The sequence below is a fragment of the Arthrobacter sp. SO3 genome (assembly GCF_020532825.1).
Taxonomy (GTDB): Bacteria; Actinomycetota; Actinomycetes; order Actinomycetales; family Micrococcaceae; genus Arthrobacter.
The window spans coordinates 1-21,273 of the sequence record NZ_MQTS01000104.1 but is presented as its reverse complement, the minus strand read 5'-3'; the positions used below and the strand labels follow the sequence as shown (position 1 = coordinate 21,273).

17 protein-coding genes and 2 tRNA genes are annotated in these 21,273 nt (G+C 66.2%); 11 read left to right on the top strand and 8 right to left on the bottom strand.

All coding sequences use genetic code 11. The features are described 5' to 3' along the window. Positions 1 to 41 precede the first annotated feature (41 nt). Together BJQ90_RS10625 and BJQ90_RS10620 are read left to right on the top strand one after the other, a co-directional pair. A complete protein-coding gene (locus BJQ90_RS10625; RefSeq protein ID WP_226760253.1) occupies positions 42 to 1,433 on the top strand; it encodes an aspartate kinase in 1,392 nt (463 codons plus the stop codon). 98 nt (positions 1,434 to 1,531) lie between these two features. Further along, on the top strand, positions 1,532 to 5,773 hold the full coding sequence (locus BJQ90_RS10620) for a Pls/PosA family non-ribosomal peptide synthetase (RefSeq protein WP_226760249.1): 4,242 nt from the start codon (positions 1,532 to 1,534) through the stop codon (positions 5,771 to 5,773). An 18-nt stretch (positions 5,774 to 5,791) separates the two neighbouring features. Here BJQ90_RS10620 and BJQ90_RS10615 read toward each other — a convergent pair whose 3' ends face one another. From BJQ90_RS10615 to bcp, 6 genes are all read right to left on the bottom strand, one after another. Continuing rightward, complete coding sequence (locus BJQ90_RS10615) at positions 5,792 to 9,043, bottom strand: efflux RND transporter permease subunit (protein ID WP_226760248.1); 3,252 nt, start codon at positions 9,041 to 9,043, stop codon at positions 5,792 to 5,794. A gap of 70 nt (positions 9,044 to 9,113) precedes the next feature. Then, a complete protein-coding gene (locus BJQ90_RS10610; RefSeq protein ID WP_226760247.1) occupies positions 9,114 to 10,616 on the bottom strand; it encodes a malate:quinone oxidoreductase in 1,503 nt (500 codons plus the stop codon). A gap of 79 nt (positions 10,617 to 10,695) precedes the next feature. Then, positions 10,696 to 12,315, bottom strand: a complete 1,620-nt coding sequence (locus BJQ90_RS10605) for an ABC transporter substrate-binding protein (RefSeq protein WP_226760252.1) — start codon at positions 12,313 to 12,315, stop codon at positions 10,696 to 10,698. A gap of 328 nt (positions 12,316 to 12,643) precedes the next feature. After that, positions 12,644 to 13,321 (bottom strand): fasciclin domain-containing protein, encoded by a 678-nt coding sequence (locus BJQ90_RS10600; protein WP_226760246.1) that lies wholly within the window; start codon positions 13,319 to 13,321, stop codon positions 12,644 to 12,646. Positions 13,322 to 13,703: 382 nt separating this feature from the next. Next, positions 13,704 to 13,785 (bottom strand) — tRNA-Leu (locus BJQ90_RS10595). Positions 13,786 to 13,917: 132 nt separating this feature from the next. Then, positions 13,918 to 14,391 (bottom strand): thioredoxin-dependent thiol peroxidase, encoded by a 474-nt coding sequence (gene bcp, locus BJQ90_RS10590; protein WP_226760245.1) that lies wholly within the window; start codon positions 14,389 to 14,391, stop codon positions 13,918 to 13,920. Between the two features lie 106 nt (positions 14,392 to 14,497). Between bcp and BJQ90_RS10585 the strand changes: the two genes are divergently transcribed. From BJQ90_RS10585 to BJQ90_RS10545, 9 genes are all read left to right on the top strand, one after another. Beyond that, complete coding sequence (locus BJQ90_RS10585; RefSeq protein ID WP_226760251.1) at positions 14,498 to 14,971, top strand: MarR family winged helix-turn-helix transcriptional regulator; 474 nt, start codon at positions 14,498 to 14,500, stop codon at positions 14,969 to 14,971. A gap of 222 nt (positions 14,972 to 15,193) precedes the next feature. Then, the gene (locus BJQ90_RS10580; protein WP_226760244.1) at positions 15,194 to 15,655 is read left to right on the top strand and encodes a universal stress protein; all 462 of its coding nucleotides are present in this window, start codon (positions 15,194 to 15,196) and stop codon (positions 15,653 to 15,655) included. 129 nt (positions 15,656 to 15,784) lie between these two features. Beyond that, the gene (locus BJQ90_RS10575) at positions 15,785 to 16,390 is read left to right on the top strand and encodes a cysteine hydrolase (protein WP_226760243.1); all 606 of its coding nucleotides are present in this window, start codon (positions 15,785 to 15,787) and stop codon (positions 16,388 to 16,390) included. Between the two features lie 147 nt (positions 16,391 to 16,537). Continuing rightward, on the top strand, positions 16,538 to 16,678 hold the full coding sequence (locus BJQ90_RS10570; RefSeq protein ID WP_226760242.1) for a hypothetical protein: 141 nt from the start codon (positions 16,538 to 16,540) through the stop codon (positions 16,676 to 16,678). A gap of 77 nt (positions 16,679 to 16,755) precedes the next feature. Continuing rightward, the gene (locus tag BJQ90_RS10565; protein ID WP_226760241.1) at positions 16,756 to 17,115 is read left to right on the top strand and encodes a Pr6Pr family membrane protein; all 360 of its coding nucleotides are present in this window, start codon (positions 16,756 to 16,758) and stop codon (positions 17,113 to 17,115) included. Further along, positions 17,108 to 17,617 (top strand): hypothetical protein, encoded by a 510-nt coding sequence (locus BJQ90_RS10560; protein WP_226760240.1) that lies wholly within the window; start codon positions 17,108 to 17,110, stop codon positions 17,615 to 17,617. Before BJQ90_RS10565 ends, BJQ90_RS10560 begins: the two co-directional genes overlap by 8 nt. Before the next feature lie 3 nt (positions 17,618 to 17,620). Continuing rightward, complete coding sequence (locus BJQ90_RS10555; RefSeq protein ID WP_226760239.1) at positions 17,621 to 18,190, top strand: hypothetical protein; 570 nt, start codon at positions 17,621 to 17,623, stop codon at positions 18,188 to 18,190. A 557-nt stretch (positions 18,191 to 18,747) separates the two neighbouring features. Continuing rightward, entirely contained in the window at positions 18,748 to 19,023 is a 276-nt protein-coding gene (locus BJQ90_RS10550) for a hypothetical protein (RefSeq protein WP_226760238.1), read from the top strand. Between the two features lie 35 nt (positions 19,024 to 19,058). Beyond that, complete coding sequence (locus BJQ90_RS10545; protein ID WP_226760237.1) at positions 19,059 to 19,646, top strand: DUF805 domain-containing protein; 588 nt, start codon at positions 19,059 to 19,061, stop codon at positions 19,644 to 19,646. Between the two features lie 330 nt (positions 19,647 to 19,976). Here the strand turns inward: BJQ90_RS10545 and BJQ90_RS10540 are convergent. Continuing rightward, a tRNA-Lys gene (locus tag BJQ90_RS10540) sits at positions 19,977 to 20,052 on the bottom strand. Positions 20,053 to 20,169: 117 nt separating this feature from the next. Further along, a complete protein-coding gene (locus BJQ90_RS10535; protein WP_226760250.1) occupies positions 20,170 to 21,270 on the bottom strand; it encodes a PQQ-dependent sugar dehydrogenase in 1,101 nt (366 codons plus the stop codon). Between the last annotated feature and the right edge of the window lie 3 nt (positions 21,271 to 21,273).

The window sequence follows — 21,273 nt, the reverse complement described above, 5'->3', positions numbered from 1 at the left end:
GCGCCCGGGCCGCTACCACCTCGTCAGAACTGCGCTACCAGGTGTTTGGACTCGCGCTACCATCAAGCGCTACTCGCCACGGGGGCTCATCCCTTGCGGACCCCTCGGGCATCCTCCGTGCGGCCCAGCGTATAGCCATGACGCGGAAGAACGGCTACCAGGTTGTGGCGGTCGTGTCCGCCATGGGCGACACGACCGATGAACTGTGCGATCTGGCCGCTGGAGTTTCCCGCAGGCCGCGTCCCAGCGACCTCGATGCGCTGCTGAGCACGGGCGAACTTGTGTCCTCGGCCCTGCTGGCCATCGCACTGGCAGATCTTGGCCACGCGCCCGTTACCTTTACGGGCAGCATGGCGGGCCTCATCACCGACAACGTTCACGGCAAGGCCCAGATCACCGACGTCAGACCCGACCGCATCCGCACCTCCCTGGCCCGCGGGGAACTCCCGATTGTTGCGGGGTTTCAGGGAAGGACGAGGAAAGGGAAGAGGGTGACCACCCTTGGCCGGGGTGGCTCGGACCTCACGGCAGTTGCGCTGGCCGCGGCCCTGGGCGCGGGCATCTGCGAGATCTATACGGATGTGGACGGTGTCTACACCGCGGATCCGCGGATTGTCCCGAGAGCCCGCAAGATAGGGGTGCTCTCGAGCGAAGTCATGCTGGAGTTCGCGGCGTCCGGATGCAAGGTGCTCCACCTGAGGTGTGTGGAATACGCCCGCCGATTCGGTATTCCGATCCACGTGAGGTCCTCGTTCGTTCCGGAACTGGGAACGCTGATCCTGCCGGGCCTCGACCGCCACCCGTTCCGCAAGCCCGTCAGAGAGCAACCCGTCGTGACGGGAGTGGGTGGAGTCAACTCGGCTGCGAAGGTCATCGTTCTGGGAGTCCCCCAACAACCGGACAGCATGGCGCGCCTGTTCCAGGTGCTTTCGCGGTCAGGGGTGAACGTCCAGACAATCGTCCAGAGCGCGAACGGAACAGGTTCCAGGCGTTCCGACGTTGGCTTGATAATCCCGGCACTGGAGGCGTCACCCGCCCTCGCTGTGCTGGGTGCAGCCCAATCGACCATAGGATTCGAGGGTCTGCAGCACCGCGGCGAAGTCGGCAGGGTGTCCGTCACCGGGGTGGGGATGCGGTCTTCGCCCGACGTCGTTTGCACCTTCCTGTGGACCCTGTCGGAGGCCGGTATAGACGTCGACTTGGTCGAAATATCGGAGACCTATGTCGCGGCAATCACCCGCGCGGAGCGGCTCGAGGAAGCCGAACGCGTCGTCCGGCTGGCGTTCGGCATGGCCCCGGCGGTCGGGCAGACCGCTAGGTCTGGCTCCCCGGCGTCCCACGGCCGGGACCTGGACGGCGACCCCCGCTGGGGCCATGACCCGGGCCATCGTCTTCGCGGGTTGGCGGCGAGCCACGCCTCGCGGAGCGGCTGAGAGCACACCAACTCCTGCACAACACCGCAGTCCGGTCTGAGCCTTCGGGAGATGAGCGATCTGTCGGCGGCACGTCACTTCTTCAGAAGGAGGCAAATATGAGCAAAACGGTGAAAGTCCGCACTGGCGTTACCGCCCCCGCGGAGTTGCGGGGCAAGATGCTGTCCGACGGCGGACCGGTGGAGGGTAAGGTCCTGACATCGGCTGCTTCGGATCAGGCCGCCCGCTGGCAACAGGGCGAACGGCTGGACCAGCTGTTTGAGGATCTCTGTGACCGGGTGGAGGCCCAGATTGCGGTGGACGCCGACGACGTCGTCCTGAGCTATCTGGAGCTGGATGGGCGGGCGAACCAGCTTGCGCGCCATCTTCTGTCCTGTGGAGCCAGGCCGGGGGACCGCATCGCGTTGCTGTTTGACCAGCCGTGGCGCGCCTACGTGGCGATGCTTGCCGTGCTGAAGATCCACGCCGCCTATGTACCCCTGGATGCAGGGTTCCCCTCGGACCGGCTGAAGTACATCGTGGAAGACGCCGATGTGGCGCTGGTCCTCTCCCTCTCACATCTGAAGGACCTTCTGCCTGAGGTGGCCGCAGCGACCGTGTGTCTCGATCTCGTCCAGGAGCACGTCGACGCCGAAGACCCGGCCCGCATGAACGGCACGGAAATGGGCGGAAAGGATGATGAGCTGGCCTACATTATCTACACTTCCGGTTCGACCGGCCGGCCGAAGGGTGTGGCAGTCGAGCATGCCAGTATCTGCAATTTCGTCCGTGTTGCGTCCGCAATCTACGGAATTGAGCCGTCGGACCGCGTTTATCAGGGAATGACGATCGCCTTCGATTTTTCGGTGGAGGAAATCTGGGTCTCCTGGATGGCAGGGGCCACCCTGGTGCCCAAGCCGGTCGGACCCAGCCTGCTGGGCGCCGAACTCGCGGAGTACCTGCAGGACAAGCGCATCTCAGCCCTTTGCTGCGTTCCGACCCTGCTGGCGACCCTTGACGATGACCTGCCCGGGCTCCGGTTCCTGCTGGTCTCCGGCGAGGCTTGCCCGAGGGACCTCGTCACGCGCTGGCACCGCCCCGGACGTCGCTTCCTGAATGTCTACGGACCCACCGAAGCGACCGTCACGGCCACGTGGGCGCTCCTTGCCCCCGACAGGCCGGTGTCGCTGGGAGTGCCCCTGCCCACCTACTCGGCTGTCATCCTGGACCCCCATGAATCCCGGGCCTTGCCGCCAGGGGAATCGGGGGAGATCGGCCTGGCAGGGGTCGGGCTGGCGCGGGGCTACGTCAACCGGCCGGACCTCACGGAGCAGGCCTTCATCCCGGACTTCCTCGGAATCGGGAACAATCCTTCCGGCCGGATATACCGGACCGGGGACCTGGGCCGGATCAACGCCGACGGGGAAATCGAATATTTCGGGCGGATCGATACCCAGGTCAAAATACGCGGCTACCGCATCGAACTGACCGAAATCGAGTCCCTGCTCCTGCAGCTTCCCGGAATCGCGCAGGGAGTCGTTGAGACCTTCGCGACGGAGAACGGATCAGTGGAACTGGCCGCGTACTACACGCCCCGCCAGGACGTGGCCGGCGTTGACGCCCGTGAGATCCGGGAGATGCTCCGCACGAGGCTTCCCGGCTACATGGTTCCGGCGTATTTTGAGGAGCTTGAGTCCATGCCGATGATGGCCAGCGGCAAGGTGGACCGAAAGCGTTTACCCCGGCCGACGCACCGGCTCAGCGCGGCGGGCGACGGGTCCTATACGGCCCCGGCAACCGCCGCCGAAGAGGCACTGGCGGAGCAGCTTGGCGCCGTGCTGGGGATTGAGAAAGTGTCCACGGATGCGCACTTCTTCAACGATCTGGGTGCCGACTCACTCCTGATGGCGCACTTCTGCGCGCGGGTCAGGAGGGAGACCGATCTGCCGCCGGCGGCCATGCAGGACATCTATAAGAACCCGACGGTGCGGCAGCTTGCCGAGCGCCTGGAGGCCATGCGCCTCGAGGCTGCACTGGAACCGGCCGCGCCTGCCGCTGAGCTGGCGCCCCCGCCGGCACCGATGCCCCGCGTCAGCACCCTCCAGTACGTGCTGTGCGGTGCAATCCAATTGCTGGTTTTCCTGGGGTACACGATGTACGCCGCGTGGCTGCTGGTTTTCGGCTTCGAATGGGTGTCCGCGGCAGCCACTCCGATCGACATGTGGTTGCGGTCCATCGGTTTCGGCGCCGCCACTTTCGTGGTCCTGTCCCTGACGCCGGTCCTCGCCAAGTGGGTCCTGGTGGGGCGGTGGAAGCCGGGGCAGATCCCCATCTGGAGTATGGCCTACCTCCGGTTCTGGGCTGTCAAGACCCTTACGCGGGCAAACCCCCTCGTGCTCTTTGCCGGCTCACCCCTCTACGTGCTGTACCTGCGGCTTCTCGGGGCAAAGATCGGCAAGGGCGTCGTGATCTTCTCCCGGACGGTGCCCGTGTGCACGGACCTGCTCACCATCGGCGATGACACCGTCATCCATAAGCACTCCTACCTTCTCTGCTATCGGGCAATCCCGGGCACCATCGAGAAAGGCCCGGTGACGTTGGGCAAGAATGTCCTCGTCTCCGAAACGACCACTTTTGACATCGGCACGTCGATGGGAGACGACACCCAGCTTGGACACTCTTCGGCGCTGCACACAGGACAGGCCGTCCCCGATGGACAAACCTGGCATGGTTCCCCGGCAGAACGAACCAGCACCGACTACCGGCGGGTCCCACCAGCCGACTGCGGCACCCGCAGGAGGGTGATCTTCAGCCTGCTGCAGCTGTTCAACCGCCTGGTCCTGGTGGTTCCCGTCGCCGTCCTCGGGCTGGCAGCGTTCCTGCCTGCCTATCTGGACACCGGGCACCTCCAACTGGGCGCAGGCACGTTCTTTGTCGAGGTTATGGCTTCCACCCTGCTCGTCTTCCTCGCCGGGGTGATCGGTGGCCTTATCTTTGTCCTGACCGTTCCGCGTTTGCTGAACGTGTTCCTCAAGCCGGGCAAGGTCTATCCGCTCTACGGGCTGCACTATTCCCTGCAGCGGATGATGTCCGGGATCTCCAACGTCCCGCTGTACAAGAGTCTCTTTGGCGACAGCTCCTACATCGTGCACTACCTGCAGGCACTGGGCTACGACCTCGGCAAAGTGGTGCAGACCGGATCAAACTTCGGTCCGGCGGTGGCCCACGAGTCACCGTTCCTGAGCAGCGTCGGATCCGGAACCATGGCCTCGGACGGGCTCAACTTGATGAATGTGGACTTCACCAGTACGTCGTTCCGCCTCTCACACGTCAGCGTCGCCGGCCGCAACTTCCTCGGGAACAACATCAACTTCCCGATCGGAGCCCGTGTGGGGGAGAACTGCCTGCTCGGCACCAAGGTGATGGTGCCGATCGACGGCCCGGTCCGGTCGGATGTGGGCCTGCTGGGATCACCGCCGTTCGAAATCCCCCGGTCGGTGCAGCGTGACGCCGAGTTCGATGAATTGAAGCTTGAGGAGGCGAAAAACCGCCTCCTCCCGGCAAAGAACCGGTACAACGTCCGAACCATGGCCCTGTTCCTGGCCAAAAACTGGGTCCTGCTGTATGTCGGCACGCTCAGCGGCGCGGCCGCCGTCACAGCGAGCGGCTACATCGGCGTGCTGGCGGTTGCCGCCGCCCTGCTCGGCTTCAGGCTGTTCAGCACGTTCTTCTCCATCGTGGTTGAGCGCTCCGTCATGGGATTCCGCCGGCTGAAGCCCGAATACTGTTCCATCTACGACCACTACTTCTGGCAGCACGAACGGCTCTGGAAGATGGTGACCGGGGCGCCGTTCGGCGGCACACCTTTCCGGCCGATGTTCATGAGGATGTTGGGCATCAAAGTTGGCAGGCGGCTCTTCGACCCCGGCTGCGGCATCCCGGAAAAAACGCTCGTGACCATCGGTGATGACTGCGCGCTCAACGAGGGAACGGTTATCCAGGGTCATTCGCTGGAAGACGGAACCTTCAAGTCGGACCGCATCACCCTGGGCAACCGCTGCACCCTGGGCGTCACAGCCTTCGTCCACTACGGGGTGACGATGCACGACGGATCCACTCTCGGGGCCGACGGTTTCCTGATGAAAGGCGAGGACGTCCCGGAAGGCACGAGCTACGTCGGCAACCCGGCGCGCGAGATGTTCATCCCCGCGGCACGGGACCCACGCCCCGCCGGAATTTCCAGCGGCCCCCGTCACCGCAGCGACGAAAAGCTGAGCATAGCGCCCGGACCCGCGCGGGGGACCCACCGTAAAACACGGGCGACACCCCGGCAACGAAGCTCGGCCCTGACCGGGTCCTAGGGGCTGGAGCCCGCAGCGCTAACGCGAGCCGGTGGGGAGGCGTGCGTCGTCGGAAATGTCGTCCGGGAAGTCGTCGGGGACGGCTCCGGGGGCGGCCCGGCGGCCGCGGGCAGGGGACGCCCCGGCGTCCTGGCCGCCGCCCGCTTCGCCGCGCGCCGCCGCCTTGGCCAGGGCCTTCCGCTCGCGCCGGCCCTCCACCAGGCGGTACAGCACCGGGACCAGGACCAGGGTCAGGGCGGTGGAGGAGATCAGGCCGCCGATCACGACGATGGCGAGCGGCTGGGAGATGAAACCCCCGCCGCCGGTCAGGCCCAGGGCCATCGGTGTCAGCGCGAACACGGTGGCCAACGCCGTCATCAGGATCGGCCGGAGCCGCTGGCGGGCGCCATGCGTGATCGCGTCCGCCACGCTCATCCCGGGCTCGCCGTTCCGCGGCTGGCGGTATTGGTTGATGAGGTCGATCAGCACAATCGCGTTGGTGACCACGATGCCCACCAGCATCAGCATGCCGATCAGTGAGGGCAGGCCCAGCGGCACTCCGGTGATGAGCAGCAGCCCGATGGCGCCGGTGGCCGCGAACGGCACGGAGACCAGCAGGATCAGCGGCTGGATGAGCGACTTAAAGGTGGCCACCATGATCACGTAGACGATGGCGATGGCGGCCAGCAGGGCGAGGCCGAGCTGGGCGAAGGATTCGGCCTGCTGGGTCGTGGCGCCGCCGATTTCTGCGGTGACACCGGCGGGCAGCTGGACGGTCTTGAGCCTGGCCTGCACTTCGGTGCTCACCGCGCCGAGGTTGGCGCCCGACGGCGTGACGGACACGCGTGCAGTCCGCTGGCCGTTGCTGGCGGTAATCGAGACCGGAACGTCGACCTGCTCCACGGAGGCGATGCTGACCAGAGGCACGGGACCTGCCGGCGTCGGCAGCGGGGTCTGCCGGACGGCGTCGATGCTGGTGAAGCGCGTCCCTTCGCCGATGCGGACCGGGAAATCGTTGGTGTCGATGCGCACGGTACCGGCCGGGATGGGGCTGATGGTGGAGGCAAGCACCCCTGCCACCTGTTGCTCGCTCAGGCCCGCGGCGACGGCTTTGGCCCGGTCCACCTTGACCTGCACCACCGGCTGGCTGGCGGCCAGGTTGGTGGCGACCTCGGAGGCGCCGGGGACACCGTCCATCCCCTGGACCATGGTGTCGCTCGCCGTCCGCAGATCGGCGGTCGTTGCGGCCTTGAGCGTGATGTCCACGGTCGATGACGTGCCGAAGCCGCCCTGCTGCGAGCCCACGGTGATCTTGCCCGAGTCAGGGATCCTGGCGAGTTCGCTGCGGACGGTGTCCTTGAGTTTGGACTGGTTGGCTTTCTCCTCCGTCACCACGGTGAAGCTGGAGTTCGAGGCGCCGGCTGACAGCAGCGCTGAGAAGCCGGTCTGGGCGTTGCCGGTGGTGGCCTGGACGTCCTTGACCCCGTCGATGCCCCGCAGCACCTCCTCAACCTTGATCGCTGAGGCGCTGGCCTCGGCGAGGCTGGTCCCGGCGGGGAGCGCCTGCTTGACGGTCATGCTGTTTTCGCCGGAGTTGCCCAGCAGGTCGGTGGCCAGCAGCGGAGTCATGGCGGCGGTGCCGCCGAGGACCAGCAGGGCCGCGATCAGGGTCACCACCGGATGCTTCTGGGTCTTCGTCAGGATCGGCAGGTAGCCGCGTTGCAGGACGGTGCGTTGCTCCGCCTCATGGGCGGTCGCGGCGATTTCCCGGGCAGAGGCTTCCTGGGCTGTGGCTTCCCGGGCTGTGCCCGCCCTGTCGGCGGGGTTGCGCAGGAACCAGTAGGCCAGCACTGGGACGATGGTCAGGGAAACGAGCAGCGAGGACAGCAGAGCGATAGTGACGGTCAGCGCGAACGGCCGGAACAGTTCTCCGGCCAGTCCGGCCACAAAGGCGATCGGCAGAAACACGGCCACGGTGGTGAGGGTGGAGGCCGTGATGGCGCCGGCGACTTCGCGGATGGACGTCTGGATCGCCGTGATCTTCGCCTCGCCGTAGCTCAGATGGCGTTTGATGTTCTCGATCACCACGATCGAGTCGTCCACGACGCGGCCGATCGCGATGGTGAGCGCGCCGAGGGTCAGGATGTTCAGCGAGTAGCCGGTGGCCGAAAGCCCAATGAACGTGATCAGCAGTGACAGCGGGATGGAAACCGCCGTGACCAGGGTGGCGCGGACGGACATCAGGAACACCAGGATCACCCCAACGGCGAAGCCCAGGCCGAGCAGGCCCTCCGTGGTGAGGTCCTTGATGGACTTCTCGATGAACGGTGCCTGGTCAAAGATCGGCGTGAACCGGGCGTTGGAGCCAAGCTCGGCCTCGAGTTGCGGGATGGAATCCTTGACCGCGTGGGAGATGGCGACTGTGTCGCCTTCGGGCTTTTTGGTGACGGAGAGGGCGAGGGTTTCCTGGCCGTTGGTCCGGGTGATGGAGGTGCGGGCATCCTCGGCGATACTGACGTCCGCGACGCTGCCGATAGTCGCGGCGTTCTTGGCGCCGCCGAGCGGGAGCGCCTTGATCGCCTCGAGCGAGTCGACCGGGCTGCCGATCTGCAGCGAAAGAGTCTTGCCCTGTTCCTCGATGGTGCCGGCGGGAACGAGGGACCCGTTGTTCTTCAGCGCCTCGCTGATGGACTGGACGCTCGCACCAGAGGCCGCCATGGCCGCGGGGCGGGGGAGGATCTTGATGTGCTCCGTGGCGCCGCCGGTGACGTCGGCGCCGCGGACGCCGTCGATCTTTTGCAGCCGCGGCACGGTGAGCCGGGACAGGTCGGCGTTCAGCTCGCTCAGGGGCTTGTCGGACGAGACCGCGAGGAAGACGATCGGGAAATCGCTGATGCTGCCGGCGATCGCCTGGGGCTGGACGTCGTCGGGCAGCGACCGTTTGGCGTTGGAGATGGCCCGGTCGATCTGGTTCCGGGCACGGTCCAGGTTCGAACCATAGGTGAACGCCATGCTGATCTGGGAGACACCGTTGCGCGAAGTGGACGTTGTCGACTCCAGGCCCTCCACGCCCCTGAGCGCCGTCTCCAGCGGGCTGCTGACCTGTTTGTCCACCACTTCCGGGGAGGCGCCCGGCATCGACGTGATCACCGTGATCTGCGGGAACTCGATGGACGGGATGAGCTCCTGCTTCAGCGAGGACATCGTGATCACGCCGAAGACCGCCGCGAAGACGGTCACCAGCGCAATCAGGGCCCGGTTGGCCAGTGACAGCTTTGCGAGCCGGAACATCTCATTGTCTCCTGATGGGTCGACGGACGTGCTTCAAAGGGATCAAACCGACCGCAACCCGGAGTGGGCGTCAGTTGCGCGTGTTGACCGGTTCCAGCTGCAGTGCCTTGGCCGTGGCCGCTTCGAGCTGGGCGGCGAGGTCCGGGTTGTCGTTGAGCTTGACGCCGTACCCGGGCATCATCTCCTTGAACCGGGGCTGCCAGCCCTTGAACTGCTTCGGGAAGGACTTCTGAAGCAGCTCGATCATGATCGGCACCGCGGTGGACGCGCCCGGGGACGCACCCAGCAGGGCGCCGATGGAACCGTCGCGGCCGGCGATGACTTCAGTGCCGAACTGCAGCACGCCGCCCTTCTTCGGATCCTTCTTGATGATCTGTACACGCTGGCCGGCGGTGATGAGTTCCCAGTCGCCGTCTTTTGCGGTGGGGTAGTACTCGCGCAGGGCCTCAACCTTGGCGCCGTGCCGCTTGGCGACTTCCTTGATCAGGTACGCGGTGAGGTCCATGTTGTCCTTGCCCACGGCCAGCATCGGGATGATGTTGGAGGGCCGGATCGAGAGCGGCAGGTCCAGGTACGAGCCCTGCTTCAGGAAGTTCGTGGAGAACCCGGCGTACGGGCCGAAGAGCAGTGAGCGCTTGCCGTTGACGAAGCGGGTGTCCAGGTGCGGTACCGACATGGGCGGGGCGCCGACGGACGCCTGGCCATAGACCTTGGCGCTGTGCTGGGCCGCAAGGGTCTCGTCGGTGCAGCGGAAGAACTGGCCGGAGACCGGGAAGCCACCGTACCCTTTGCCTTCCGGAATGCCGGAGGCCTGCAGCAGGTGCAGCGCTCCGCCACCGGCGCCCACGAAGACGAACTTCGCGTGGATCGAGCCGTGCTCGCCGGACCCGGGGTGCTTGATCGCGAGATCCCAGCCGCCGTCGGAAGCGCGCTTGATACCGGCGACATTGTGGCCGTAGTTGACCTCGACGCCGTTGTTCCCGAGGTAGGTGGTCAGCTCACGGGTCAGGGCGCCGAAGTCGACGTCGGTCCCTTCCGCGGCGCGGGTGGCGGCAATGCGCTGCTTCGGGTCGCGGCCCTTGACGATCAGGGGGGCCCACTTGGCAATCTGGGCGTGGTCCTCGGAGTACTCCATCGAGTGGAACAGCGGGTTCGGTTTGAGCGCCTCGTAGCGGGTGCGCAGGAACTTGGCGTTCTCCTCGCCGATCACGAAGCTCATGTGCGGGACAGTATTGATGAAGCCCTTGGGGGAGCCGATCATGCCATTGGTGACGAGGTGCGACCAGAACTGGCGGGAAAGCTGGAACTGCTCGTTAATGAGGAGGGCCTTGGCGGGGTCCACCGAACCGTCTTTGGCCGCGGGGGAGTAATTAAGCTCACACAGCGCGGCATGGCCGGTACCGGCATTGTTCCAGGGGCCGGAGCTTTCCAGACCCGGCTCGTCCAGCTTCTCGAACAGGGAGATAGTCCAGCTCGGCTCAAGCTGCTTCAGGAAAGCACCGAGCGTGGCGCTCATGATGCCGCCGCCAATCAGGACGACGTCGGCATGTTGGGTCTTGGAAATGAAAGTCACAATCAGTCTCCGATAGCAGCGGGTCTGGCTGTCACAGAATATCCCCGCAGCGGCCTCATACTGAAATTGGGTCGGTCAGTCAAGGCTTTAGCTCCACCTTCGTGAAAACTTCATTCAGGACCGGTGAGGCCGGGTACTTCAGCACGCGGTCCGAGAGGGCCAGCGCCGAGATCGGGAAGGCAATCGGCACCGCGGGGACCGTGGCGGCGATCTGTGCGTTGATGGTCTGGTACTGCTCGGTCCGCTCCTTGCCCTCAGGCAGGCCGCGCGCCCGGGCGATCTTGGAGAAGACCTGCGGGTCCTGGTAGCCGAACTCGCCGGTATTCTCGCCGAAGAGCGGGCCAACGAAGTTGTCCGGGTCGGAGTAGGAACCGTTCCAGCCCAGCAAATGCAGGGCGTGGTCGCCGGGGGAAGTGACTTTCTGGAGGTAGCCCTCGGACCACTCGACCGGCACCGGCTTGATGTTCAGTCCGACGGCGGTGAGCTGCTTGCTGATTTCCGCGTAGACCTTTTCCGGCGTCGGCAGATACGGCCGGGTGACGTTCAGCGGGTAGTAGAACTTCAGTTCCTCGCCCTTGTAACCGGCCTCGGCCAGCAGCGCCTTGGCCTTTTCCGGATCGTGGCCCAGGGACGGTGCGTTGTTGTTGAAGCCGCTGAGCTTCGGCGGCACGAACTGGGTCGCCTGGGCGGTGTTGTCGATGAAGAACCTGCGGATCAGGGTGTCCTTGTCCAGCGCCATTTCGATGGCCTGACGGACCTTGAGGTTCTGCAGGATGGGCACTTCCTGGTTCATGCCCAAATACATGACGGAGAAAGGATCCCGCTGGATGATCTGCTTGCCGCGCTTCACGAGCTGGTCGAAGTTGCCGACGGTCACGGCGTCGTAGGCGTCGATCTTGCCGTCAAGCAGGGCCTGCATCCGGGTCTGGGTCTGATCGTAGGTGACGAAATGGATCGTCCCGATCTGGCCTTTATCCCCCCAGTAGTCCTTGTTGCTGGTGAGCGTGACGCTGCCCGCGTCCCAGGAACTGAAGGTGTACGGACCGGTACCGACCGGGTGGAGCCCGTAGGCGGAGACCGGCTGGCCGTCGCGGCTCTGGTTCAGTTCGTCGGCGTTCTGTGACTTGAGCGCCTGGGGCGAGGAGATGGCGAAGGCGGGCAGGGTGAGGGCCTGCAGGAACCCGGTAAAGGGCTGGGTCAACTCGATCCTGACGTTGTCCGGCGCCAGGGCGGTGCAGCCCTTGTAGATCGAAAGGGACGCCTGATCGGCGTGGGCCTTGAAGACGCCCTTGAACGTGGTCCCCGGAGCCTGCTTCCGCAGCGCTTCGGGGAAGTTGAACCAGCGGTCGAAGTTGCTGCAGACTGCGGCGGCGTCGAAGGCCGTCCCGTCCTGGAAGGCCACTTTCCCGCGGAGCTTGAACGTGTAGGCGCGGCCTTCGTCGCTCGTGTTCCACTCTGTCGCCAGCAGAGGGGTGGGCTCTCCGGTGGTCTGGTCCACCCCGACGAGCCCTTCCAGGACCTGGCGGGTGATCCGGTACGACTCAATATCGGAGACAACCGCCGGATCCAGCCCGAGCGGCTGTGAGCCGGTGCCGAACGTGAAAACTGCGCTGGGTGCTGCGTCGGTGGAGCTGGCCGGGGCGGACGCGGAGCCTGGCCCTGGTCCGGGGGCGCCGGTGCATGCGGCGAGCGGCAGCATCAGGAGCACGGCACCGACGCCGGCTGCAATGCGGCGCACTGCACGGGCTCGTACCGTGCTGGCGCGCACGGTACCGCTGGTCACTGTACTTCTGGGCACTCGGGAATCACCTCGGGGGGCTCTGGGTGGACCGCCGGCTGCGGAACAGGCCCATTCTAGTTGACCGGCCGGGAGGATCGCTGTGAACCGGGCGGGCTCACCGGGAGGCCGTGCCGGGCGGTTGCCCGGCGCACACAAATGAAGGCCCGCACCAGCGGTGCGGGCCTTCATTTCTCCCAGTTGGTCCAGTGAGTCAGGCTGGGACCGCAGCAGGAGCGTTCAGTGCTGCCTACTTGGGCATCAGTACCGAGTCGACCATGTAGACGGTGGCGTTGGCGGTCATGACGCCGCCGCAGACGACGTTGGCGTCGTCAGCCTTGAGCGCGTCCTTGGTGCCGGTGACCGTAATGGTGCCGCCCTGGACCGTCTTGTGCGTGCCGACGATCTTGTCCGGGCTGATCTTGCCGGGCACCACGTGGTAGGTCAGGATCTTGCTGAGCAGGGCATCGTCCGTCTTCAGCGTTTCGATCGTGGCGGCGTCGATCTTCTTGAAAGCGTCATCGGTCGGTGCGAAGACAGTGAATTCGCTGCCGTTCAGCGTGTCCACCAGATCGACCTTCGGGTTGAGCTTGCCGGAAACAGCCGCGGTCAGGGTGGTGAGGATGGGGTTGTTGGACGCCGCAACGGCCACCGGGTCGAGGGCCATTCCGGAGACGGAGCCGGCGCCGCTGGGGACCTGGGCGGCGTAGGCTGCGCAGCCGGGACCGACAAGGTTGGCGGCCGGATCCATGGCTGCTGCCGAGCTGGCGGACGGCGACGGTGCCATGCTCGATGCCATCGGTGTGGACGCCGGAGCCGAGGAGCTCGGTGCCGCAGTGGTGGTGGATCCGCCGCAGGCAGTAAGGCTGAGCATGGCTGCAGCAGCGATACCTGCAACGGAAAGTGTCGTGCGCTTGATGTTCTGCATTTCGGTTTCTCCTTTGTTGTGCCGATTATTGCCAGCGGCGGACTATTACCGCTTTGGCCCTTTTCCGACTTGTTGGGCACCGACCCTTGGTTGGTGTCTCAATGGGTATTCGCGGGGTCGGGGGAAACGGATGGGTACTGGATGGGAATTCTTTTTTCGCGGTCGGTTCTGGCCGCCCCGCCCCGGTTTCAGGCGGTTCCAGGCGCTTTGGGCGGCCCCGGCGGCCCGGCGGCCCGGGGGTGCGGGGCCCCGTGCGGTCAACCCGGCGGCAAGACAGGGACGGCTGAGCATTTGTTTCAGGGCAGCGGCATGCGGGACATTGCAGAGCGTCGGCGGTTAAGAAAAGAAAGCCCCGGTCCGAAGACCGGGGCTTTCCCTAATGTGCGCAAGGGGGGATTTGAACCCCCACGCCCGAAGGCACAGGAACCTAAATCCTGCGTGTCTGCCAATTTCACCACTCGCGCGCGGCGCCGTCACTCGGCAGGTCCTGGGACCGTCGAAGGCGGATGCCAGGCTCCATTGTACATTTCGCAACGCACCTGACGGCGACGTCCGATTCGCTGCCTGCCCGGGCGCCGGCGGGCGCCATCCGGTGCCTAGGCGTCGACCTTGAGGTCCCGGCGGAGCTTAGCGACATGCCCGGTGGCCCGGACGTTGTACTGCGCCATGAGGACCTTCCCTTCGGGGTCGACGACGACCGTGGACCGGATCAGCCCTTCGTAGGTCTTGCCATAGTTCTTCTTCTCCCCCCAGGCCGCGTACGCACCGGCGACAGCATGGTCCGGGTCGGACAGCAACGGAAAGGTCAGGGCCTCTGCGGCGGCGAACTTGGCGAGCTTTTCCACGGGGTCGGGGGATATGCCGACGACTTCGTAGCCGGCCTGCTGCAGGGACGCCAGGGAATCGCGGAAATCGCAGGCCTCCTTCGTGCAGCCGGGGGTGGAGGCCGCCGGGTAGAAGTAGACCACCGTGCTGCGGCCATGGAAATCCCCGAGGGAGACCTCCACGCCATCGGAATTCTTCAGCGTGAAGGCTGGCGCCGGGTCACCGGGGATAAGTCGTTCAGGCAAGATGTGCTCCTTCTCAAGGCAGTCTTATGCTGGCGGAATCCCAGCCTAATGAGCGATGGTGCAGGCGCCGAATCCTATGCTGGCTATACTCGTTGGTATGCCTGATATGGATCGCTGGCCCACTGGGCGCCTATTGTCCACGGCGGCACGCCTTGTTGAACACTCCTGGAACGAGAAACTGGGTGCCATTGGCCTGACCCATGCCGGAGTCATCGCCATGGAAGTGCTCTCCGTCAACGGACCAATGACGCAGGCCCAACTGGCCCAACTGGTGCGTGTTCAGGCGCAGACCATGGGGAAGACCCTCAGCCGGCTGGAAGCACACGGTCACATCTCCCGGCAGCGAAGTGCGTCCGACCGGCGCAGCCACGTGGTGTCGCTGACGGACCGCGGCCGGGAGGCCGTGGCTGAAGCCGCAGACATGGAACGATCGGTACTCGCCGCCGCTTCAATCGACCCGGATGTGCTCAGGCAGGAACTCCAGGCAGTCGTCAGGGAACTGGCCACCCGGATTTCCACTCCGGACGTCAAGGCGATCGTCACCGCGGGGGAACCCGGCCTGCCCGTCGACGCCAACTAGGGGACTGGCCCCCCCGGGCCCGGCCACCGACGCCGAGCGCCTCGCCGCCGCGCAGTAGGACGCTCCCGCTGCCTCCGATGGCCGCCTGCAGGGCCAGGACCCTACCCGGCAGGGTAAAGTGCCCTGCTGCTCTTCCCGGATCCGTGCCGGCAGTGCAAGGATGAGCCTGTCCCCGCCCGGCTGACATGGCGGAGCAGCGGACCCCGAGGAGAGGAATCACCCATGGGCAGTTCCAGTAACGGCGCCTTCAGGATCGTCGTAGGTGTGGACGGTTCGGAGTCAGCGCAGGCGGCCATGGACTGGGCAGTTGACGAGGCCCGGCTGCGGAACGGCCGCGTCGTTGCCCTCTCCGCGTGGCACTATCCGTACGTCAGCGACGCCCTCGGGCAGGTGTGGGAGTACCAGGGCTTCGAGGATGACGCACGGGCGGTCCTGGATCAGGAGCTTGAGCGGGTCGGGAACCGCGGTGCGGAAGTCACGGGCAGCCTCATTGAAGGGAACCCGGCGTCGGCCCTGGTGGACGCCTCACAGCAGGCCGATCTCGTTGTTGTCGGCTCGCATGGACGCGGCGGATTCACCGGCATGCTGCTCGGATCAGTCTCCATGCAGACGGTCCACCACGCCCATTGCCCGGTGCTCGTTGTCCGCGGCGGCCCCCCGGCCACCACCGTTTACGAGACCTGAGCGGCGGGCCTGGCCCGCGGAGCATTCCAGCCGCGGGCCAGGGCCTTGTGGGGCGCCGGCAGCGGGGCTAGTCTGGCGGCGGCTGGCGCGCACGACGGCGTGCGGCCCAGGACCGACCAGGAGGCTTCCGTGCAGATTGACCCGAACACCACCGCCGTTGTGCTCATCGAATACCAGAATGACTTCGCGACCGAGGGCGGGGGGCTGCACGACGCCGTCCGGCCCGTCATGGAAAAGACCGGCATGCTGGCCAACACGGCCCTGGTCGTGGAAGCAGCGCGGGCCGCCGGGGCCACGATCATGCATGCACCGATCACCTTCGCCGAGGGCTACAACGAACTCGGCCCGCACCCGTACGGCATCCTCAAGGGTGTTGTCGACGGCAAGGTGTTCGTCAAGGGGACCTGGGGCGCTCAGATCATCGACGAGCTGGCTCCGGCGGAGGGCGAGATCCTCATTGAGGGCAAACGGGGCCTGGATACCTTTGCCAGCACCAACCTGGACTTCATCCTGCGCAGCAAGGGGATCAAGACGATTGCGCTCGGCGGCTTCCTGACCAACTGCTGCGTGGAATCGACCATGCGTTCGGGCTACGAGAACGGCTACCAGGTGATCACCCTCAGCGACTGCGTGGCGGCCACCTCCATTGAAGAGCATGAGAACGCCATCACCTACGACTACCCGATGTTTTCCACACCCATGAAGTCGGAGGAATTCGTCAGCGCCCTTGGCTAGTGTCGGGACCAGCCGGCCGGCGGCGGTGCCGGCGGGGGAGCGGGCTGCTGCCACCGGCCTTGACGGGGCCGGTCCGTTGAGCGCCGTCGCCGTCCCCGCCCCGTGTCCCTCACCGGCCCGGGCGCATGCCGCGGATAGGCTCGAGGGATGGACGCAAACCTGCCGGTGGAGCTGGAAGGGCAGACCTCGATCAACGAGCTGCTCGACGAGCCCGTCGGCGTTTACCCGGTGCAGCTGTCGCTGCCCATCCACTTCCAGCTGGCAGCTGCGATTCGGCGGGAACCCTGAGCTGACGGGGCAGATGGAGGCGGCCCGGTCCTTTTGACTCTGGGGACCCGCGCCGCGCGCGTCGTCACACTGATGCCATGAGTGATGTACTGACGCTGATTCCCCCCGTCGAACGCAACGTGGGCGCCAACCGGGCGCTGCCTCCTGACTCTCCCTGGCTCCTCGTCACTCGCACCGTCCGCGGCCCGTGGCAGCGGCCCCTCATCTGGCTGGGCTACCCCGTCGCGTTCCTGATCTTCTCGTGGATGCGCGGTGCCCTCGATGGCTGGCATCCCTACGGCTTCCTCGATCCGGGGCGCGACGGCGGCTGGCCGGCGGTGATCGGCACGAGCGCCCAGGTGCTCGGCGCGTTCCTTGTGGTCGGGGTGCCCGTGCAGGTCGCCGGCAATGCCCGGGTGGGCCTCGCTCGTGGAATTCGAAAGGCATCCCGTGCCTAGCCGCCAGTCCTGGCCGGCGCGACTCGGCGTCATGCTCGTGGCAGTGCTCGTGGCAGTGCTCGCACTGATCCTCGCCGCGTGCTCCCAGCCCCTGGGCCAAGGCGGGCCGCTGTCGTCGGCCACCCCCTCATCCAGAACGGGCAACCCTGCCTGCGATCTCATCACCCCGGAGATTGCGCCGAAGGCCGTCCCCGGGCTTGTGCCGGTGGGCCAGATCAGCCCGGCCAGGCCGCTGGGAAGAAAGACCTACCTGTGCACCTATTCGAGCAAGTCCGATACAGGTATGACGGCGCTGTCTATGGCGCTCACGTCTCCAGCACCGGCGGCCGACATTTCCAAAGCGAAGTCGACGTCCGACTGTTCACCGGTCACGGGCATCGGCGACTTCGCGTGCCTGCAATGGACGGGTTACTTCCGCGGTGAGGCCGGCGCCGCGTCCGCGAATGTCGTCCTGACGGCCGTCCGGGGCAACGGGACCCTCGAGATGCCCTGCGTGGCTTAGCCCATGGCCGGTTCCGGCGTCCCGGACGGGGACGCGATGGCCCGCGCGCTCTCGCAGGCGGCCGTGGACGCCGGCTGGGGCAACGGCACCACTCTTAGCGTCCCCGCCGCCCCGCCCGTCGGTCCCCCGGCCACGACGAACAATCCGGTCTGCGTCCTGGTCAGTCCCGATGAGGTCAAACAGGCATTCGGGGCGAAGACCCAGCCGCAGATCCTCCCGGGCGAGGTCAACTGCCGCTACACGTTCGGCGACTTGGGCACGCCGGGCCCGGACTCCCTTGTCGTCTCGGTCGAAGTCCTCAAGGGTTCGGCCTCAGCGCTGGCCCCTGGCATGTCCGGCGAGCCGCTTGACGGCGTCGGCGACAGGGCGCTCTTCAACATGGGTACCGAACCTGCGGGCCCGAAGTCCCTCCGTCCGGCCAGTGACGTTCCGGTCACGATCATGTCCGTCACGGTGGACCGGGGCCAGAACCTCGCGACATTCACCGCGCAGGTCCTGATCTCCCCGGCGGGGCCGACAACCGAGCAAACCAAGAATCAACTCCTCACTCTCGTCCGCGGCGTCGAGTTCTGACGCCGCGCGGAGGTGCTGTAAGTGCTCCTTAGGGCCTGAGGCCGACAGCCCGCAGCAGGGCTCGGCACCATAATTGGCCGGTGTCCGCAAGCCCAACGCCTGGTGGAAGGTCATGTGCCTGACCGGCGTCGCCCCGGTCTGAAAGGGCGCCGCCGCTGGTGCAGCCCTCTCCTCATGCCTTGTCGAATAGGATTCCGCGGGCGCCATTTACTGCCTTTGATGGACAAGCGCCGTTACGATGACTATCGACGCCTATTGGGGGCGGCATCATTTGGGGGAATCATGGCGCTTCGGTCGGGCCTTCTCACCGGCGAACTCTCCAGCTTCGTCGCGGCAGGCGTCCTGTATACCCCGGCAGTCATCGCCCTGGGCGCAGCCATCAGGCTAGGCAAACGGCGGGCCGCCTTGGCCCGGGCCGGCTGCCCGCCCGCCGGCGCCCAGGGGAGCCTAAGCCTCGACACCAAGCTCCTGCGCGTCGGGGATGGCCGCCGTCGCCGGCACCGTCCTGCTTTCTCTGCTGATCGACCGGCTCCCGTCCGTTCCGGGGATCGGGGAGCTTGCCGCTCTGGACCGCCGTCGGGCTCACCGTCATCCGGCAGCTCAAGCGCCGCGCTGCGGGCACCGATCCGTTGAAGCTGGCCGCAGCCGAAGCATGGAACTCTGCCGACGTGACAAGGAGAGCTGTGCCCGCCGTTTGCCGCCTCGAGATCCATCGGGCACAGCGCCGCGAAGCCGAGCGCGCCCGGGCGTATGCCTCCGCGCCGCAGAACCAGGACCCCCCTTTCAGCCAAGACCCGAAGTACACCGATTCAGCCGAAATCGACGTCCGCTGATCCGATTCGGATCCGCACCAGTGAAGGAGCACGACATGTCAGATCTTCATCAGCCCCCTCAGGGCTCCGGCCAGCAGAAGTGGCCGAGTGAGCAGCCCCGGCAGACCCCGGCATGGGCGTCCAGCCCGTACTCCGCGCCGGTGTACCCGGCCCAGGCTTACGGGCCAGTGCCGCTCTGGGCGCCCCTTTACGGTGCATCCCTGCCGGAGGCCGTATCGAGGTTCTTCAAGAAGTACGCGACGTTCACGGGCCGGGCCAGCAGGAGCGAATACTGGTGGTGGGCGCTCGCATCCTTCATCGTCTCGGTCGTTCTGAACGTCATCATGCTCGTCGGCGGCGCTGCCGGCGCGAAAGTGGGCCCCCATGGCACCAGCGTTCCCGGGCCCGGCTACGTCATCGGGTTGATCCTGGCAGCAATCTGGTTCCTCGCGGTTCTCGTCCCGTCCCTGGCCGTGACCGTCCGGCGGCTCCATGACGCCAACTACAGCGGCTGGATGCTGTTCCTGGGCTTCGTCCCGTTCGTCGGCGGCATCATCCTGCTCGTCTTCACCGTTATGGAACCTAAACCCGAGGGCCAGCGCTTCGATGTTCCCGGCCCGCAGACCGGCGCCTGGCAGCCGTAAGCTGATCCCCACAGGCCACCACCAGGAAAGCCCTGCCGCTCCTAACGGCAGGGCTTTCTAGCTGGCCGGGCGGTCCTCAGTCCAGGAACGGCGCCCACATGGCGCGCATCGTCGCCGCAGGCCCGGCAGGCCCGGCCGGCAGGGCGCACGTCGAACATTAGGGTGCCGTGCTGGACCAGCTGCGGTTTCTTAGGGGCAGGAGTGGGCACAGTCCGAGCATGCCGCCGCGTCGAAATAAAGAGCCTGTAACGATCCCCGCGGGCCCGATGCGGGCAAAACAAAAACCCCGCCTTCATGGCTTTCGGCCAGTGAAGACGGGGTTTCTTTCCGTGGTGCACCCCCCGGGACTCGAACCCGGAACCCATTGATTAAGAGTCAATTGCTCTGCCAGTTGAGCTAGAGGTGCATCTGTTGTTTTGGTTCCCCGCGGTCTTTTTGTTCCCGCGTTGTTCTCCGCAACGACATGAAACTCTACACGAGTTTGGGCGGAGTGTGAAATCGGGCCGGTCGGCTGCCAGGGGGTCTACTCAGGGAGCTTCAAAACCAGCACAAAATCAGGGTTTTTGTTGTTGCTGAGCACCCAGAGCAGGCCGTCCGGAGCCAGTGAAACATCTCTGATCCGGCCGTACGCCCGTGTGAAATAGCCCACAGGATCGCCGGCGAACTCGCCATTCAGCGGCACCGCCCACAGGCGCTGGCCCCGCAGGGCGCCCAGGTAGGCCGTGTCGCCGACAATTTCAAGCCCGCTGGGAGAGGAATCCGCCGTCGAGGGCCACACCACCTTCGCGTCCAGGAAGCCGGCGCGGTGCGGGGCGCCCGTCACGTCCGGCCAGCCGTAGTTGCCGCCCGGCACAATCAGGTTGAGCTCGTCGTCGACGTCGGGGCCAAATTCGCTTGCCCACAGCCGTCCGGCGCTGTCCCAGGCGAGTCCCTGGACGTTGCGGTGGCCAAGGCTGTAGACCGGATTGCCGGCGAACGGATTACCCGGTGCAGGGCGCCCCCCGGCCGTGATGCGCAGGATCTTGCCGCCCAGGGCACCGGGGTCCTGGGGCTGGCCGCGGCGCTGCGAATCACCGGTGCCGACATACAGGTAGCCGTCCGGGCCGAACCGGATCCGGCCGCCGTTATGCGTGGAGGCCTTGGGGATTCCGGTGAAGATGACCTCCGGGACCCCGAGCCGCAGGGCCCCGGCGTCCTCCACGAGGGGCAGCCGCGCGATCCGGTTGTCGCTGGCGGCGGTGTAGTAGGCGTAGAGGTACCGGTCCGTAGCGAAGTCCGGGGACAGGGCCAGCCCCAGCAGCCCGCCTTCACCGCCGGGCACGACGTCGGGAACCTTCCCCAGCGTGCCGGCCCGGCCGGAGCCGGAGCCGGGCGCGATGGTCCGGAGCAAGGCGCTGTCGCGTTCGGAAATGACCGCGGTGCCGTCGGGCAGGAAGACTGTTGACCAGGGCACCTGCAGATCGGCGTCGATCGTTCGGGCCACCGTCGGCTGGCCCACGCCCGGAGTGGCCCCGGAGGTGCTGCTGCCGGCCGGGGCAGTGGTGCCCGGCACGGCGGGGCCCGCAGCTGCGGAGGTGCCGCCAGATGTGCCGCCGCCATTGCCGGGCGTGCAGCCAACCAGCAGGAC